The 16,024-nt window shown below is 50.9% G+C and carries 16 protein-coding genes; 15 read left to right on the top strand and 1 reads right to left on the bottom strand.

Translation table 11 applies throughout. From position 1 onward, the window contains the following. The first annotated feature begins 77 nt into the window (after positions 1–77). Both ravA and viaA read left to right on the top strand, forming a co-directional pair. Positions 78–1,574, top strand: a complete 1,497-nt coding sequence (gene ravA, locus HV041_RS20190) for an ATPase RavA (protein WP_048213792.1) — start codon at positions 78–80, stop codon at positions 1,572–1,574. Next, positions 1,568–3,019 carry an ATPase RavA stimulator ViaA gene (viaA, locus tag HV041_RS20195; RefSeq protein ID WP_048213791.1) on the top strand — a complete coding sequence of 484 codons (1,452 nt, stop codon included), beginning with the start codon at positions 1,568–1,570 and terminating at the stop codon, positions 3,017–3,019. The genes ravA and viaA overlap by 7 nt, the downstream gene beginning before the upstream one ends. A gap of 3 nt (positions 3,020–3,022) precedes the next feature. On the opposite strand, the gene asnA is transcribed toward viaA, so the two are convergent. Then, on the bottom strand, positions 3,023–4,015 hold the full coding sequence (asnA, locus tag HV041_RS20200) for an aspartate--ammonia ligase (protein ID WP_005121446.1): 993 nt from the start codon (positions 4,013–4,015) through the stop codon (positions 3,023–3,025). 151 nt (positions 4,016–4,166) lie between these two features. Here asnA and asnC point away from each other — a divergent pair, with 151 nt between their 5' ends. The 13 genes from asnC (at position 4,167) to HV041_RS20265 (ending at position 15,651) form a co-directional block, all read left to right on the top strand. Beyond that, entirely contained in the window at positions 4,167–4,625 is a 459-nt protein-coding gene (gene asnC / locus HV041_RS20205) for a transcriptional regulator AsnC (RefSeq protein WP_003023780.1), read from the top strand. A gap of 88 nt (positions 4,626–4,713) precedes the next feature. Further along, positions 4,714–5,163 carry an FMN-binding protein MioC gene (gene mioC / locus HV041_RS20210; protein WP_048213790.1) on the top strand — a complete coding sequence of 150 codons (450 nt, stop codon included), beginning with the start codon at positions 4,714–4,716 and terminating at the stop codon, positions 5,161–5,163. A gap of 372 nt (positions 5,164–5,535) precedes the next feature. Then, positions 5,536–7,425 (top strand): tRNA uridine-5-carboxymethylaminomethyl(34) synthesis enzyme MnmG, encoded by a 1,890-nt coding sequence (gene mnmG / locus HV041_RS20215; protein ID WP_061066899.1) that lies wholly within the window; start codon positions 5,536–5,538, stop codon positions 7,423–7,425. Between the two features lie 102 nt (positions 7,426–7,527). Continuing rightward, complete coding sequence (gene rsmG, locus HV041_RS20220; protein ID WP_048213788.1) at positions 7,528–8,151, top strand: 16S rRNA (guanine(527)-N(7))-methyltransferase RsmG; 624 nt, start codon at positions 7,528–7,530, stop codon at positions 8,149–8,151. 614 nt (positions 8,152–8,765) lie between these two features. Then, the gene (gene atpI / locus HV041_RS20225) at positions 8,766–9,146 is read left to right on the top strand and encodes a F0F1 ATP synthase subunit I (RefSeq protein WP_048213787.1); all 381 of its coding nucleotides are present in this window, start codon (positions 8,766–8,768) and stop codon (positions 9,144–9,146) included. A gap of 8 nt (positions 9,147–9,154) precedes the next feature. Further along, positions 9,155–9,970, top strand: a complete 816-nt coding sequence (gene atpB / locus HV041_RS20230) for a F0F1 ATP synthase subunit A (protein WP_005121454.1) — start codon at positions 9,155–9,157, stop codon at positions 9,968–9,970. Between the two features lie 46 nt (positions 9,971–10,016). Continuing rightward, positions 10,017–10,256 carry a F0F1 ATP synthase subunit C gene (atpE, locus tag HV041_RS20235; protein WP_000429386.1) on the top strand — a complete coding sequence of 80 codons (240 nt, stop codon included), beginning with the start codon at positions 10,017–10,019 and terminating at the stop codon, positions 10,254–10,256. Between the two features lie 59 nt (positions 10,257–10,315). Continuing rightward, the gene (gene atpF, locus HV041_RS20240) at positions 10,316–10,786 is read left to right on the top strand and encodes a F0F1 ATP synthase subunit B (RefSeq protein WP_040232304.1); all 471 of its coding nucleotides are present in this window, start codon (positions 10,316–10,318) and stop codon (positions 10,784–10,786) included. Between the two features lie 14 nt (positions 10,787–10,800). Next, positions 10,801–11,334: a F0F1 ATP synthase subunit delta gene (atpH, locus tag HV041_RS20245; protein WP_182294260.1), complete on the top strand. Its 534-nt coding sequence runs from the start codon at positions 10,801–10,803 to the stop codon at positions 11,332–11,334. A gap of 12 nt (positions 11,335–11,346) precedes the next feature. After that, positions 11,347–12,888 carry a F0F1 ATP synthase subunit alpha gene (atpA, locus tag HV041_RS20250; protein WP_003827026.1) on the top strand — a complete coding sequence of 514 codons (1,542 nt, stop codon included), beginning with the start codon at positions 11,347–11,349 and terminating at the stop codon, positions 12,886–12,888. A gap of 50 nt (positions 12,889–12,938) precedes the next feature. After that, a complete protein-coding gene (gene atpG / locus HV041_RS20255) occupies positions 12,939–13,802 on the top strand; it encodes a F0F1 ATP synthase subunit gamma (RefSeq protein ID WP_005121458.1) in 864 nt (287 codons plus the stop codon). A gap of 26 nt (positions 13,803–13,828) precedes the next feature. Beyond that, positions 13,829–15,211 carry a F0F1 ATP synthase subunit beta gene (gene atpD / locus HV041_RS20260; protein WP_003023806.1) on the top strand — a complete coding sequence of 461 codons (1,383 nt, stop codon included), beginning with the start codon at positions 13,829–13,831 and terminating at the stop codon, positions 15,209–15,211. Between the two features lie 20 nt (positions 15,212–15,231). Further along, complete coding sequence (locus HV041_RS20265) at positions 15,232–15,651, top strand: F0F1 ATP synthase subunit epsilon (protein WP_005121460.1); 420 nt, start codon at positions 15,232–15,234, stop codon at positions 15,649–15,651. Positions 15,652–16,024: the final 373 nt, after the last annotated feature.

Below are 16,024 nucleotides of genomic sequence, written 5' to 3' on the forward strand. Positions count from 1 at the left end.
TCTATTACAGCCCAGGGGCTAAACATCTATACTCGCTGTTTAACGCGGTACATTTGGCGAAAGGACGCCACTTCATTATGGCTCACCCACATTTATTAGCGGAAAGAATTTCCCGTCTGAGCAATGCGCTGGAAAAGGGACTTTATGAACGTAGTCACGCCATTCGCCTTTGTCTGCTGGCCGCGCTCAGCGGCGAGAGCGTCTTCTTATTAGGCCCTCCTGGGATAGCGAAAAGCTTAATCGCTCGCCGACTGAAGTTTGCCTTTAAAAATGCCCGTGCTTTCGAATATCTGATGACGCGCTTCTCGACACCTGAAGAGGTCTTTGGCCCGCTATCCATTCAGGCGCTTAAAGACGAAGGTCGCTATGAGCGCTTAACAGCAGGCTATCTTCCTGAAGCCGAAATTGTTTTTCTCGATGAAATCTGGAAAGCAGGCCCGGCCATTCTCAACACCCTGCTAACCGCCATTAACGAACGCCACTTCCGCAACGGCGCACACGAGGAGAAAATCCCGATGCGCCTGCTGGTCGCGGCCTCCAACGAACTACCTGAAGCAGACAGCAGCCTGGAAGCATTGTACGACCGTATGCTGATTCGCCTGTGGCTGGATAAAGTACAGGACAAGGCCAACTTCCGGTCCATGCTGTTAAGCCAGCAGGATGAAAGTGACAACCCCGTTCCAACAACGTTACAAGTGACCGATGAAGAGTACTACCAGTGGCAAAAAGACATTGGCAAAATCACGCTTCCCGATCGTGTATTTGAATTGATTTTCACCCTGCGCCAGCAACTGGATGCGCTACCGAACGCCCCCTACGTGTCCGATCGTCGCTGGAAAAAAGCAATCCGCTTACTCCAGGCCAGCGCCTTCTTTAGCGGGCGCGATGCTGTTGCGCCTATCGACCTTATTCTGCTGAAAGATTGCCTGTGGTATGACGCGCAAAGCCTGAATCTGATGCAGCAACAAATCGAAATATTGATGACCGGGCACGCCTGGCAGCAGCAGGCAATGTTGACTCGCCTTGGGGCAATAATGCAGCGCCGCATCCAGCTACAGCAGCAGCAAAGTGATAAAACGGCCTTCACGGTAATTCGTCAGGGTGGAATGTTCAGCCGCCGTCCTCATTATGATTTACCGCCGGAAGCCAACACTTCCGTACTGACGCTGCTACTGCAAAAACCCCTAAAACTGCACGATATGGAGGTTATCCATATTGCCTTTGAACGCGGCGCTCTGGAGCAGTGGCTGACTAAAGGCGGTGAGATCCGCGGAAAATTAAACGGTATCGGATTTGCCCAGACGCTGAATATGGAAGTCGACAGCGCTCAGCACCTGGTCGTGCGCGACGTCAGTTTGCAAGGTTCTCGCCTGGCACTACCCGGCGCATCAGAAGAAAGCATGCCCAGTGAGATAAAGCAGCAACTTGAAGCGCTCGACAACGAATGGCACCAGCAGCACAGCGAATTTAGTGAACAGCAAAAATGTCTGTTTATTCATAGTGACTGGTTAGGCCGCATTGAAGCCAGCCTGCAGGACGTCGGTACACAGATCCGACAGGCACAACAATGCTGACCCTTGATACGCTAAATATCATGCTGGCGGTCGGCGAAGAGGGGATGATTGAAGAGATGATCATCGCACTGCTGGCTTCCCCGCAGATGGCGGTCTTTTTCAAAAAATTTCCCCGGCTAAAAAAAGCGATTACTGACGATGTTCCCCGCTGGCGCGAAGCGTTACGTAACCGCCTCAAAGATACCCACGTACCGCCGGAGCTCACAGAAGAGGTCATGTGCTATCAGCAAAGTCAGCTCCTCTCCACTCCGCAGTTTATCGTCCAGCTACCGCAAATCTTAGCGCTCCTGCACCGACTCCACTCGCCATGGGCTGGGCAAGCGCAGCAACTGGTTGATGACAACAGTACTTTTACGCCCGCACTGCATACACTCTTTCTCCAGCGCTGGCGCCTGAGCCTGGTGGTGCAAACCACCACGCTTAATCAGCAGCTACTGGAAGAAGAACGCGAACAGTTGCTCAGTGAAGTGCAGGAACGGATGACGCTCAGTGGCCAACTGGAACCTGTGCTGGCGGAAAATGACAACGCAGCGGGTCGTTTGTGGGACATGAGCGCAGGTCAAATCAAGCGCGGTGATTATCAGCTAATGGTGAAATACGGCGAGTTCCTGACGCAACAACCCGAACTCCAGCGCCTGGCCGAGCAGTTAGGTCGTTCCAGAGAGGCGAAATCCGTGCCGCGTAAAGATGCGCCAATGGAAACCTTCCGTACCCTGGTGCGCGAACCGGCAACCGTCCCGGAGCAGGTGGATGGCATTCAACAAAGCGATGATATTCTGCGTTTACTTCCCCCCGAACTGGCCACGTTGGGTATTACCGAACTGGAATATGAGTTCTATCGGCGGCTGGTGGAAAAGCAGCTCCTGACATACCGCCTGCATGGAGAAGCCTGGCGCGAGAAAGTCACGGAGCGGCCGGTTATCCACCAGGATTTTGACGAGCAGCCTCGTGGGCCCTTTATTGTCTGTGTCGATACCTCGGGTTCGATGGGCGGATTTAATGAGCAGTGTGCGAAAGCCTTTTGCCTTGCGCTAATGCGCGTCGCCCTTGCCGATAACCGGCGCTGTTTCATTATGCTGTTTTCAACAGAAGTGGTGCGCTATGAGCTTTCCGGTCCGGAGGGCATCGAACAGGCGATCCGTTTTTTAAGTCAGCGCTTTCGCGGCGGTACAGATATTGCCAGCTGTTTTCGCGCCATTATTGAACGCATGCAGGGTCGGGAATGGTTTGATGCCGATGCGGTGGTGATCTCAGATTTTATCGCTCAGCGATTACCTGATGAAGTTGTCAATAAAGTGGGGGAATTGCAGCGAGTGCACCAGCATCGTTTTCATGCTGTGGCGATGTCAGCACATGGCAAACCCGGCATCATGCGCATTTTCGATCATATCTGGCGCTTTGATACCGGGATGCGAAGCCGCCTGCTCAGACGCTGGCGGCGTTAATTTTTACAGCAGAGATGCGACGCTTTCACGGACCTGTGCAGGCCACACACCGCACTGAACCTGGCCAATGTGCGGCAACTGCAGCAGCAGCATCGTCAGGCGTGACTGCCCAATACCGCCACCAATGGTCTGCGGCATTTCACCGCGCAGCAGTGCCTGGTGCCACTCCAGACTCAGGCGATCTTCATCTCCGGTCAGAGCAAGTTGGTGTTTCAGCGCATCGGCATCCACGCGGATCCCCATAGAAGACAGTTCAAACGCATCTTCCAGTACCGGGTTCCAGACCAGAATATCACCGTTCAAACCGGCATGACCCAGTTCGGACGCTGAACTCCAGTCATCATAATCCGGAGCACGAACGTCATGACGGTGGCCGTCACTAAGTTTGCCGCCGATCCCGACCAGGAACACCGCGCCCAGCTCTTTTGCGATCGCACGTTCACGACCTTTTGCGTCAAGATCCGGATAACGAGATAACAGCTCCTGGCTATGCACAAAGTGGATCTGCTCTGGCAGGAACGGTGCCAGACCAAATTCTTTGCTTACCGCAGCTTCGGTGGCCTTAATTCCCGCCCAGATAGCCTCTACCGTGCTTTTCAGAGTGGAAAATTGACGCTCACCGTCGCCCATCACGCGCTCCCAGTCCCACTGATCAACATACACTGAGTGCAGCGGGGAGAGGCGATCTTCATCGGGACGCAGGGCCTTCATGTGCGTGTACAGCCCTTCGCCTGCGCTAAAGTCGTGTTGTCCTAACGTTTGACGCTTCCACTTCGCCAGGGAATGAACCACTTCGAATTGAGCGTCCGGCAATGCTTTAACCTTCACCTGCACCGCTTTTTCACAGCCCGACAAGTTATCCTGCGTGCCATCTCCTACGCGGCTGAGGATCGGTGCCTGAACTTCGATCAGACCTAAACGCTCTTCCAGCTGGCGAGAAAAATGAGATTTTACGAAGCTAATTTGACGTTGTTTGGCAATGTAAGCGGTTTTCATTATGTGTACTCCTGTGTCCTGTTGCCTATGATTAAGCAACAGAATGGAGGTAATATTCAATAATCCACAAACAAAAAGCCGACTTCAATTTTGATTCGTTAAAAATAACGTCTAAAATAGAGTGAATCATTAATCTACATAAGAAAAACCTATGGAAAATTATCAGATCGACAATCTGGACCGCGGCATTCTTGACGCCCTGATGGAAAATGCCCGTACCGCCTACGCTGAATTAGCTAAACAGTTCGGCGTCAGCCCGGGGACAATTCACGTTCGTGTAGAAAAGATGAAGCAGGCTGGGATTATTACCGGCGCGCGAATTGATGTCAGTCCAAAACAACTGGGTTATGACGTCGGCTGCTTTATCGGCATTATCCTGAAAAGTGCAAAAGACTATCCGTCAGCGCTGGCCAGACTGGAAAGTCTCGATGAAGTGACCGAGGCGTATTACACCACCGGGCACTACAGCATCTTTATTAAGGTAATGTGTAAATCTATCGATGCCCTGCAACAGGTACTTATCAACAAGATCCAAACAATTGATGAAATTCAGTCCACTGAAACCTTGATCGTCTTGCAGAACCCGATCATGCGTACCATCAAGCCCTGATCGCTTTTTTTAATCCCCTATTTTTCCACAGGTAGATCCCAACTCGCTCACAGCGTACAATGCTGCCTCTTCATCGAGGTAGCGATCAATGGCAGATATCACTCTTATCAGCGGCAGCACGCTTGGCAGTGCGGAATATGTAGCAGAACATCTGGCAGAAAAGCTGGATGACGCCGGTTTTTCCAGCGAAATACTGCATGGACCGATGCTCGACGAGGTTCCGACTCAAGGGGTTTGGCTGGTTATCAGCTCAACGCACGGTGCGGGAGACATTCCGGATAACCTGCAACCTTTATATGACGCATTGCGTGAGCAGAAACCGGATCTTTCGCAGGTACGCTTTGGTGCCATCGGCATTGGTAGCCGCGAATATGACACGTTCTGCGGTGCGATTGACAAGCTGGAAGCTGAACTGAAGGCCTGCGGGGCGAAACAGATCGGTGAAACGCTCAGGATCAACGTACTGGAACATGAGATTCCGGAAGATCCGGCAGAGATTTGGCTGGGATCCTGGCATCCATTGCTCAGAGATTTGTAAAGATCGTACTTTTTTATGTGGATAACTCTGGTTAAAAGCTTGGATCAACCGGTAGTTATCCAAATAATAACTGTTGTTCAGTTTTTGAGTTGTGTATAACCCTTCATTCTGATCCCAGCTTATACGGACCAGGATCACCGATCATTCACAGCTAATGATCCTCAACAACCCGTTGATCTTATTCAAAGGATCGCCCTTATCCACAGATAGTTGCGATCCTAATAAGAGATCACAATAAAACAGATCTCTAAATAAAAAGATCTTCTTTTTAATACCCAGGATCCGAGGTCTTTCTCCATCGACTAAAGTTGAGTAGAATCCACGGCCCGGGCTTCAATCCATTTTCACACCGCGTTATGCGAGGCAATTACCATGTTTTATCAGGATCCTTTTGACGTCATCATCATTGGCGGGGGTCATGCAGGCACCGAGGCTGCAATGGCCGCGGCGCGAATGGGTCAACAGACCCTTCTGTTGACACACAATATCGACACTCTGGGACAGATGAGCTGTAACCCGGCGATTGGCGGCATTGGGAAGGGACACCTGGTAAAAGAAGTGGATGCGCTTGGTGGCCTGATGGCAACCGCAATTGACCATGCTGGTATCCAGTTTAGAATACTAAACGCCAGCAAAGGCCCGGCAGTTCGCGCCACCCGTGCTCAGGCGGATCGCGTGCTCTATCGTCAGGCTGTACGTACTGCGTTGGAGAACCAGCCGAATCTGATGATCTTCCAGCAAGCGGTTGAAGATCTGATTGTTGAAAACGATCGTGTTGTCGGTGCAGTGACTCAGATGGGTCTGAAGTTCCGTGCCAAAGCGGTTGTATTAACCGTAGGGACTTTCCTCGACGGCAAAATTCATATTGGTCTGGACAACTACAGCGGTGGCCGCGCTGGCGATCCGCCGTCTATTCCGCTGTCACGTCGTCTGCGTGAACTGCCGCTGCGCGTCAGTCGCCTGAAAACCGGTACACCGCCGCGAATCGATGCGCGCACGATTGATTTCAGCGTGCTCGGCCAGCAAAACAGCGATAACCCAATGCCGGTCTTTTCGTTCCTTGGCGATGTTTCTCAACATCCGCGCCAGATGCCGTGCTACATCACGCATACTAACGAGAAAACCCATGATGTGATCCGTAATAACCTCGATCGTAGCCCGATGTATGCTGGCGTGATCGAAGGTATCGGCCCACGTTACTGCCCGTCGATCGAAGACAAAGTGATGCGCTTTGCCGATCGTAACCAGCACCAGATCTTCCTTGAACCGGAAGGACTGACGTCTAACGAAATTTACCCGAACGGTATTTCCACCAGCCTGCCGTTTGACGTGCAGATGCAAATTGTCCGCTCCATGCAGGGGATGGAAAATGCCAAAATTGTCCGTCCTGGCTATGCTATTGAGTATGATTTCTTCGATCCACGCGATCTGAAGCCAACCCTGGAAAGTAAGTTCATTCAAGGTCTGTTCTTTGCTGGTCAGATTAACGGTACAACCGGTTACGAAGAAGCCGCTGCGCAAGGTTTGCTGGCGGGTCTGAACGCCGCACGCTTGTCCGCTGACAAAGAGGGGTGGGCACCTGCGCGTTCTCAGGCCTATCTTGGTGTGCTGGTGGATGACCTGTGTACGCTGGGCACCAAAGAACCGTACCGCATGTTTACTTCGCGTGCAGAATACCGTTTGATGCTGCGCGAAGATAACGCCGATCTCCGTCTGACCGAAATTGGTCGTGAACTGGGTCTGGTGGGGGATGAACGCTGGGCGCGCTTCAATGAAAAACTGGAACGCATCGAACAAGAACGCCAGCGTCTGAAATCTACCTGGGTGAACCCGCTTGCCGAATCTGCAGCAGAAGTGAATGCTCACCTGGCTACGCCTCTGTCACGCGAGGCCAGTGGTGAAGATCTGCTGCGTCGTCCGGACATGACCTATGCACAGCTGACGTCATTGTCTGTATTTGCACCCGCGCTTGATGATCCTCAGGCGGCTGAACAGGTTGAAATTCAGGTTAAGTACGAAGGTTATATTGCCCGTCAGCAGGATGAAATCGAAAGACAACAGCGTAACGAGAATACGTTGCTGCCTGCGACTCTGGATTATCGTCAGGTTTCCGGTTTGTCGAATGAAGTTATTGCCAAGCTGAACGATCACAAACCGGTATCAATCGGCCAGGCATCGCGCATTTCAGGTGTCACGCCTGCCGCCATCTCCATTCTGCTGGTTTGGCTGAAAAAACAAGGTATGCTGCGCCGTAGCGCTTAATCACACTATTTGGGCGGGGGCGCTTCGCTTGCCCGCCCTGCAAATTTGTCGACCCGATACGCTATAGCTTATCGGGTCATTGATTATTAACAGGTAACGACCGTGCTCAACAAACTCTCTCGTCTGCTGGCTGATGCTGGTATTTCTCTTACCGATCACCAGAAAAATCAGCTGATTGCGTATGTCGATATGCTGCACAAATGGAATAAAGCGTACAACCTGACATCGGTGCGGGATCCCAACGAAATGCTGGTGCGCCATATTCTGGACAGCATTGTTGTCGCCCCCCATCTGCAAGGCGAGCGTTTTATTGATGTCGGCACGGGACCGGGCTTACCAGGAATTCCTCTTTCTATCGTGCGTCCTGAGGCGCATTTTACTCTGCTGGATAGTCTGGGAAAACGCGTACGTTTTCTGCGTCAGGTACAACATGAACTTAAACTGGATAACATCACTCCAGTGCAAAGCAGGGTAGAAGAATTCCCTTCCGAGCCGCCTTTTGATGGAGTGATAAGTCGTGCTTTTGCGTCTCTTAACGACATGCTGAGCTGGTGCCACCATTTGCCTGGTCAAAACGGGCGTTTTTATGCTTTAAAAGGGCAATTACCGGAAGATGAGATCGCCACATTGCCTGCGGCGTTCAGCGTCGAATCAGTTGTAAAATTACGGGTTCCACAACTGGATGGTGAGCGTCATTTGGTGGTTATTAAGCCAAACAAAATTTAATTTTTATCAAAAAAAATAGAAAAAAAACGGCTCTTCAGGTGTTAAAAGTCATAGGGAATAGTGTGGTTAAATGTCGTTACATTTCACTAATGTCTTACGGTTTTGCATCATAACTATAACGTACCGTTTTTTGTTAAAAGTGAAACAAGTCAACTGTGAAAATATCAGCCTGCTAAAAATAGAATCAAAGAATCACCGCTTGTGTTAATTTTTTATTATAAATGTCAATGGGTGGTTTTTTTGTTGTTATTCGCTATTTTTAAAACAGTAACGGATTTTAGGCTTAAATATCAAAAAGTTGAAATGGCATCATTTGCCAAGTAAATAAATAGTGCAGGGGCGAATATGCTTAATATGTGATCTGGTGCACGCTTTGCAGCCAGTGTTTACGCGGCTTTTGCAGTTTTGCATGATCGTTCACAGTTTGCCGAAAAGTAATAAATGTGGCCTGGAGAAAAATATTTAAACATTTATTCACTTTTTAGCTACTTATTGTTTGAAATCACGAAGCCGCACCGTATAATTTGACCGCTTTTTGATGCTTGACTCTAAGCCATAAAGAACGTTTTATACGACACGCGGCATACCTCGAAGGGAGCAGGAGTAAAAACGTGATGTCTATGTCGCTCTTGAGTCGAAACGTTGCTCGTAAGCTTTTGCTCACACAGCTTCTGGCGGTAATAGCAAGTGGATTGCTGTTTAGCCTCAAAGACCCTTTCTGGGGCATCTCCGCATTGTGCGGGGGATTGGCAGTGTTACTGCCTAATATGTTGTTTATGATATTTGCCTGGCGTCACCAGGCACATACACCAGCAAAGGGCCGAGTGGCCTGGACGTTCGCTTTCGGCGAAGCCTTCAAGGTGTTAGCTATGCTGGTTTTGCTTGTGGTGGCGTTGGCGGTTTTGAAGGCGGTGTTCTTACCGCTGATCGTTACGTGGGTTTTGGTGCTGGTGGTTCAGATACTGGCACCGGCTGTAATTAACAACAAAGGGTAAAAGGCATCATGGCTTCTGAAAATATGACGCCGCAGGAATACATAGGGCACCATCTGAATAACCTTCAGTTGGACCTGCGTACTTTCTCGCTGGTAGATCCGCATAACCCCCCAGCCACCTTCTGGACGCTCAATATTGACTCCATGTTCTTCTCGGTGGTGCTGGGTCTGTTGTTCCTGCTTATGTTCCGTAGCGTTGCTAAAAAGGCAACCAGCGGCGTACCAGGGAAATTTCAGACCGCGATTGAGCTGGTAATCGGCTTTGTTCATGGCAGTGTCAAAGACATGTACCATGGCAAAAGCAAGGTTATCGCACCGCTTGCCCTGACGATCTTCGTTTGGGTCTTCCTGATGAACCTGATGGATTTACTGCCAATCGACCTGCTGCCGTATATTGCTGAGCATATACTGGGCCTGCCGGCGCTGCGCGTGGTTCCGTCTGCGGACGTAAACATCACCCTGTCGATGGCGCTGGGCGTGTTTATCCTGATTCTGTTCTACAGCATCAAAATGAAAGGCATCGGCGGCTTCGCGAAAGAGTTGACGCTGCAGCCGTTCAATCACTGGGCGTTCATTCCTGTCAACTTAATCCTTGAAGGGGTAAGCCTGCTGTCCAAACCAGTTTCTCTTGGTCTGCGACTGTTCGGCAACATGTACGCTGGTGAGCTGATTTTCATTCTGATTGCTGGTCTGTTGCCGTGGTGGTCACAGTGGATTCTGAATGTGCCGTGGGCCATTTTCCACATACTGATTATCACGCTGCAAGCCTTCATCTTCATGGTTCTGACGATTGTCTATCTGTCGATGGCGTCTGAAGAGCATTAATTTACCAACACTACTACGTTTTAACTGAAACAAACTGGAGACTGTCATGGAAAACCTGAATATGGATCTGCTGTACATGGCTGCCGCTGTGATGATGGGTCTGGCGGCAATCGGTGCTGCGATCGGTATCGGCATCCTCGGGGGTAAATTCCTGGAAGGCGCAGCGCGTCAACCTGATCTGATTCCTCTGCTGCGTACTCAGTTCTTTATCGTTATGGGTCTGGTGGATGCTATCCCGATGATCGCTGTAGGTCTGGGTCTGTACGTGATGTTCGCTGTCGCGTAGTAAGCGTTGCTTGAATTAAGAGCAATATCAGAACGTTAACTAGATAGAGGCATTGTGCTGTGAATCTTAACGCAACAATCCTCGGCCAGGCCATCGCGTTTGTCCTGTTCGTTCTGTTCTGCATGAAGTACGTATGGCCGCCATTAATGGCAGCCATCGAAAAACGTCAAAAAGAAATTGCTGACGGCCTTGCTTCTGCTGAACGAGCACATAAGGATCTTGACCTTGCAAAGGCCAGCGCGACTGACCAGCTGAAAAAAGCGAAGGCGGAAGCTCAGGTAATTATCGAGCAGGCAAACAAACGCCGTGCTCAGATCCTGGACGAAGCTAAAACTGAAGCAGAGCAGGAACGTACTAAAATCGTGGCACAAGCGCAGGCGGAAATTGACGCCGAGCGTAAACGTGCTCGCGAAGAGCTGCGTAAGCAAGTTGCTGTCCTGGCTGTTGCTGGCGCCGAGAAGATCATCGAACGTTCCGTGGATGAAGCTGCTAACAGCGACATCGTGGACAAACTTGTCGCTGAACTGTAAGGAGGGAGGGGCTGATGTCTGAATTTATTACGGTAGCTCGCCCCTACGCCAAAGCAGCTTTTGACTTTGCCGTTGAGCACCAAAGCGTTGACCGTTGGCAGGATATGCTGACGTTTGCCGCTGAGGTGACGAAGAACGAACAAATGGCAGAGCTTCTCTCTGGCGCGCTGGCGCCGGAAACGCTCGCTGAGTCGTTTGTCGCAATCTGCGGTGAGCAGTTGGACGAAAATGGCCAGAACCTGATTAAGGTAATGGCTGAAAATAACCGTCTTAATGCGCTCCCGGATGTTCTTGAGCAGTTTATTCACCTGCGTGCAGCCAGTGAGGCTATCTCTGAGGTAGAAGTCACTTCTGCCAATGCACTGAGTGATGAACAGCTTACGAAGATTAGTGCAGCGATGGAAAAACGTCTGTCACGCAAAGTTAAGCTGAATTGCAAAATCGATAAGTCTGTAATGGCAGGCGTAATCATCCGTGCGGGTGATATGGTCATTGATGGCAGCGTACGCGGCCGTCTTGAGCGCCTTGCAGACGTCTTGCAGTCTTAAGGGGACTGGAGCATGCAACTGAATTCCACCGAAATCAGCGAACTGATCAAGCAGCGCATTGCTCAGTTCAGTGTTGTGAGTGAAGCTCACAACGAAGGTACTATTGTTTCTGTAAGTGACGGTGTTATCCGCATCCACGGTCTTGCTGACTGTATGCAGGGGGAAATGATCTCTCTGCCGGGTAACCGTTATGCTATCGCACTGAACCTGGAGCGCGACTCCGTAGGTGCAGTTGTGATGGGGCCATACGCTGACCTCGCCGAAGGCATGAAGGTTAAGTGTACGGGTCGTATTCTGGAAGTTCCGGTTGGCCGTGGCCTGCTGGGTCGTGTGGTGAACACTCTGGGTTCCCCAATTGACGGTAAAGGTCCGGTTGATAACGATGGCTTCTCGCCAATCGAAGTTATCGCACCAGGCGTAATCGAACGTCAGTCCGTAGATCAGCCGGTACAGACCGGTTATAAATCCGTTGATGCCATGATCCCAATCGGTCGTGGTCAGCGTGAGTTGATCATCGGTGACCGTCAGACCGGTAAAACCGCGATGGCAATCGATGCCATCATCAACCAGCGTGACTCCGGCATCAAATGTGTGTACGTGGCTATCGGCCAGAAAGCGTCCACCATTTCTAACGTGGTTCGTAAACTGGAAGAACACGGCGCACTGTCCAACACCATCGTTGTTGTGGCGACCGCGTCTGAATCTGCTGCACTGCAATATCTGGCACCTTATGCTGGTTGCGCGATGGGCGAATACTTCCGTGACCGCGGTGAAGATGCACTGATCGTTTATGATGACCTGTCCAAACAGGCTGTTGCTTACCGTCAGGTTTCCCTGCTGCTCCGTCGTCCACCAGGACGTGAAGCATTCCCGGGCGACGTATTTTACCTCCACTCCCGTCTGCTTGAACGTGCTTCCCGCGTTAACGCAGAATACGTTGAGAAATTCACCAATGGTGAAGTTAAAGGTAAAACTGGCTCCCTGACCGCTCTGCCGATTATCGAAACCCAGGCGGGTGACGTTTCCGCGTTCGTTCCGACCAACGTAATTTCCATTACCGATGGTCAGATCTTCCTGGAAACCAACCTGTTCAACTCCGGTATTCGTCCGGCAGTTAACCCGGGTATCTCCGTATCCCGTGTAGGTGGCGCAGCGCAGACCAAGATCATCAAGAAACTGTCCGGTGGTATCCGTACCGCGCTGGCACAGTATCGTGAACTGGCAGCGTTTTCTCAGTTCGCTTCCGACCTTGACGAAGCTACGCGTAAGCAGCTGAGCCACGGTCAGAAAGTAACTGAACTGCTGAAGCAGAAACAGTATGCCCCAATGTCTGTTGCACAGCAGGGCGTGGTGCTGTTTGCGGCTGAACGCGGTTACCTCGAAGATGTGGAACTGGCGAAAATCGGTAGCTTCGAAGCCGCTCTGCTGGCTTACGTTGACCGTGATCACGCTCCGCTGATGCAAGAGATTAACCAGTCCGGTGGCTATAACGATGAAATCGAAGGCAAGCTGAAAGCTATCCTCGATTCCTTCAAAGCAACCCAGTCCTGGTAACGTCTGGCGGTCTGTCTTAGGGCGGACCGCAAGGCATTGAGGAGAAGCTCATGGCCGGCGCAAAAGAGATACGTAGTAAGATCGCAAGCGTCCAGAACACGCAGAAGATCACTAAAGCGATGGAGATGGTCGCCGCTTCCAAAATGCGTAAATCGCAGGATCGCATGGCGGCCAGCCGTCCTTATGCAGAGACCATGCGCAAAGTGATTGGTCACCTTGCGAATGGTAATCTGGAATATAAGCACCCTTACCTGGAAGAACGCGACGTTAAGCGCGTGGGCTACCTGGTGGTGTCGACCGACCGTGGTCTGTGCGGTGGCTTGAACATTAACCTGTTCAAAAAGCTGCTGGCGGATATGAAAACATGGTCCGATAAAGGCGTTCAGTGCGACATCGCAATGATCGGCTCTAAGGGCGTGTCTTTCTTTAATTCCGTAGGCGGTAACGTGGTTGCTCAGGTAACTGGTATGGGGGATAACCCTTCCCTGTCCGAACTGATCGGCCCGGTTAAAGTGATGCTGCAGGCCTATGATGAAGGTCGTCTGGACAGACTGTACGTTGTCAGCAACAAATTTATTAACACCATGTCTCAGGTTCCTACTCTCACTCAACTGCTGCCTTTACCGGCTTCAGAAGATGAAGAGTTAAAACAAAAAGCCTGGGATTACCTGTATGAACCAGACCCGAAACCGCTGCTGGATACCCTGCTGCGTCGTTACGTTGAATCTCAGGTTTATCAGGGCGTGGTAGAAAACCTGGCCAGCGAGCAGGCCGCACGTATGGTGGCGATGAAAGCCGCGACCGACAATGGCGGCAGCCTGATTAAAGAGCTGCAGTTGGTATACAACAAAGCTCGTCAGGCCAGCATTACTCAGGAACTCACCGAAATCGTCGGTGGTGCATCCGCGGTATAACCAGGTTAATTCGTAGAGGATTCAAGATGGCTACTGGAAAAATTGTCCAGGTAATCGGCGCCGTGGTTGACGTCGAATTCCCTCAGGATGCCGTACCGCGCGTGTACGATGCTCTTGAGGTTATGAATGGTAAAGAGAGCCTGGTGCTGGAAGTTCAGCAGCAGCTCGGCGGCGGTATCGTACGTACCATCGCCATGGGTTCTTCCGACGGTCTGCGTCGTGGTCTGGAAGTTAAAGACCTCGAGCACCCGATCGAAGTCCCGGTAGGTAAAGCAACGCTGGGTCGTATCATGAACGTTCTGGGTCACCCGATCGACATGAAAGGCGATATCGGAGAAGAAGAGCGTTGGGCTATTCACCGCGCAGCACCTTCCTATGAAGAGCTGTCCAGCTCTCAGGAACTGCTGGAAACCGGCATCAAAGTTATCGACCTGATGTGTCCGTTCGCTAAGGGCGGTAAAGTTGGTCTGTTCGGTGGTGCGGGTGTAGGTAAAACCGTAAACATGATGGAGCTTATTCGTAACATCGCGATCGAGCACTCCGGTTACTCTGTGTTTGCGGGTGTAGGTGAACGTACTCGTGAGGGTAACGACTTCTACCACGAAATGACCGACTCCAACGTTCTGGATAAAGTATCCCTGGTTTATGGCCAGATGAACGAGCCGCCGGGAAACCGTCTGCGCGTTGCGCTGACCGGTCTGACCATGGCTGAGAAATTCCGTGACGAAGGTCGTGACGTACTGCTGTTCGTCGATAACATCTATCGTTATACCCTGGCCGGTACGGAAGTATCCGCACTGCTGGGTCGTATGCCATCAGCGGTAGGTTACCAGCCGACCCTGGCGGAAGAGATGGGTGTTCTGCAGGAACGTATCACTTCTACCAAAACCGGTTCTATCACCTCCGTTCAGGCGGTATACGTACCTGCGGATGACTTGACTGACCCATCCCCAGCAACCACCTTTGCTCACTTAGATGCAACCGTGGTACTGAGCCGTCAGATCGCATCTCTGGGTATCTACCCGGCAGTTGACCCGCTGGACTCCACCAGCCGTCAGCTGGATCCGCTGGTTGTTGGTCAGGAACACTACGACACCGCGCGTGGCGTACAGTCCCTGCTGCAGCGTTATCAGGAACTGAAAGACATCATCGCCATCCTGGGTATGGATGAACTGTCTGAAGAAGATAAACTGGTGGTAGCACGTGCGCGTAAAATTCAGCGCTTCCTGTCCCAGCCGTTCTTCGTTGCGGAAGTATTCACCGGTTCTCCGGGTAAATACGTTTCCCTGAAAGACACCATCCGTGGCTTTAAAGGCATCATGGAAGGCGAATACGACCACCTGCCAGAGCAGGCGTTCTACATGGTTGGTTCTATCGACGAAGCCGTAGAAAAAGCCAAAAAACTTTAACGCCTTAATCGGAGGGTGATATGGCAATGACTTACCACCTGGACGTCGTCAGCGCAGAGCAACAAATGTTCTCTGGTCTGGTCGAAAAAATCCAGGTAACGGGTAGTGAAGGTGAACTGGGTATTTTCCCGGGTCACGCACCGCTACTCACCGCCATTAAGCCTGGTATGATCCGCATCGTTAAACAGTTCGGTCATGAAGAGTTTATCTATCTGTCCGGCGGCATTCTTGAAGTGCAGCCTGGCAACGTGACCGTACTGGCTGATACCGCGATTCGCGGGCAGGATCTCGATGAAGCGAGAGCCCTGGAAGCGAAACGTAAGGCTGAAGAGCATATTAAGAGCTCTCATGGTGACGTGGATTACGCTCAGGCATCTGCGGAACTGGCCAAAGCGATCGCGAAACTGCGCGTTATCGAGTTGACCAAAAAAGCGATGTAACACCGGCTTGAAAAGCACAAAAGCCAGTCTGGTTTCCAGGCTGGCTTTTTTTGTTTTGTTGCATAAACATTTAAAGTGAAATCTGTTTTGTGATTTAGATCAAAAAAAGTTGATTGGTTAAAAAATGCGGCGTAGACTCTTTTTATGTGATGAATATCACATAATGAACTCAAATAAAAAGAGATGCCAACATGAAATTACTCAATAAAATCATCGCCATGTTCAGCAATATGAGCTTTTAGCTTTTACCTGCCCGTCCTGTGGCGCGATGCTTGATACGGTTTATCAGTCAGCGCCACTTGTTGTTATAGATCCCCTCTTCCTCCTCTTCTCCCTCAACTTTTTATTTTCGCGTACGCATTTTCGGTTTCTT

Origin of the sequence: Citrobacter sp. RHBSTW-00029 (assembly GCF_014104295.1) — a bacterium.
In the GTDB taxonomy this organism is placed as follows: domain Bacteria; phylum Pseudomonadota; class Gammaproteobacteria; order Enterobacterales; family Enterobacteriaceae; genus Citrobacter; species Citrobacter youngae.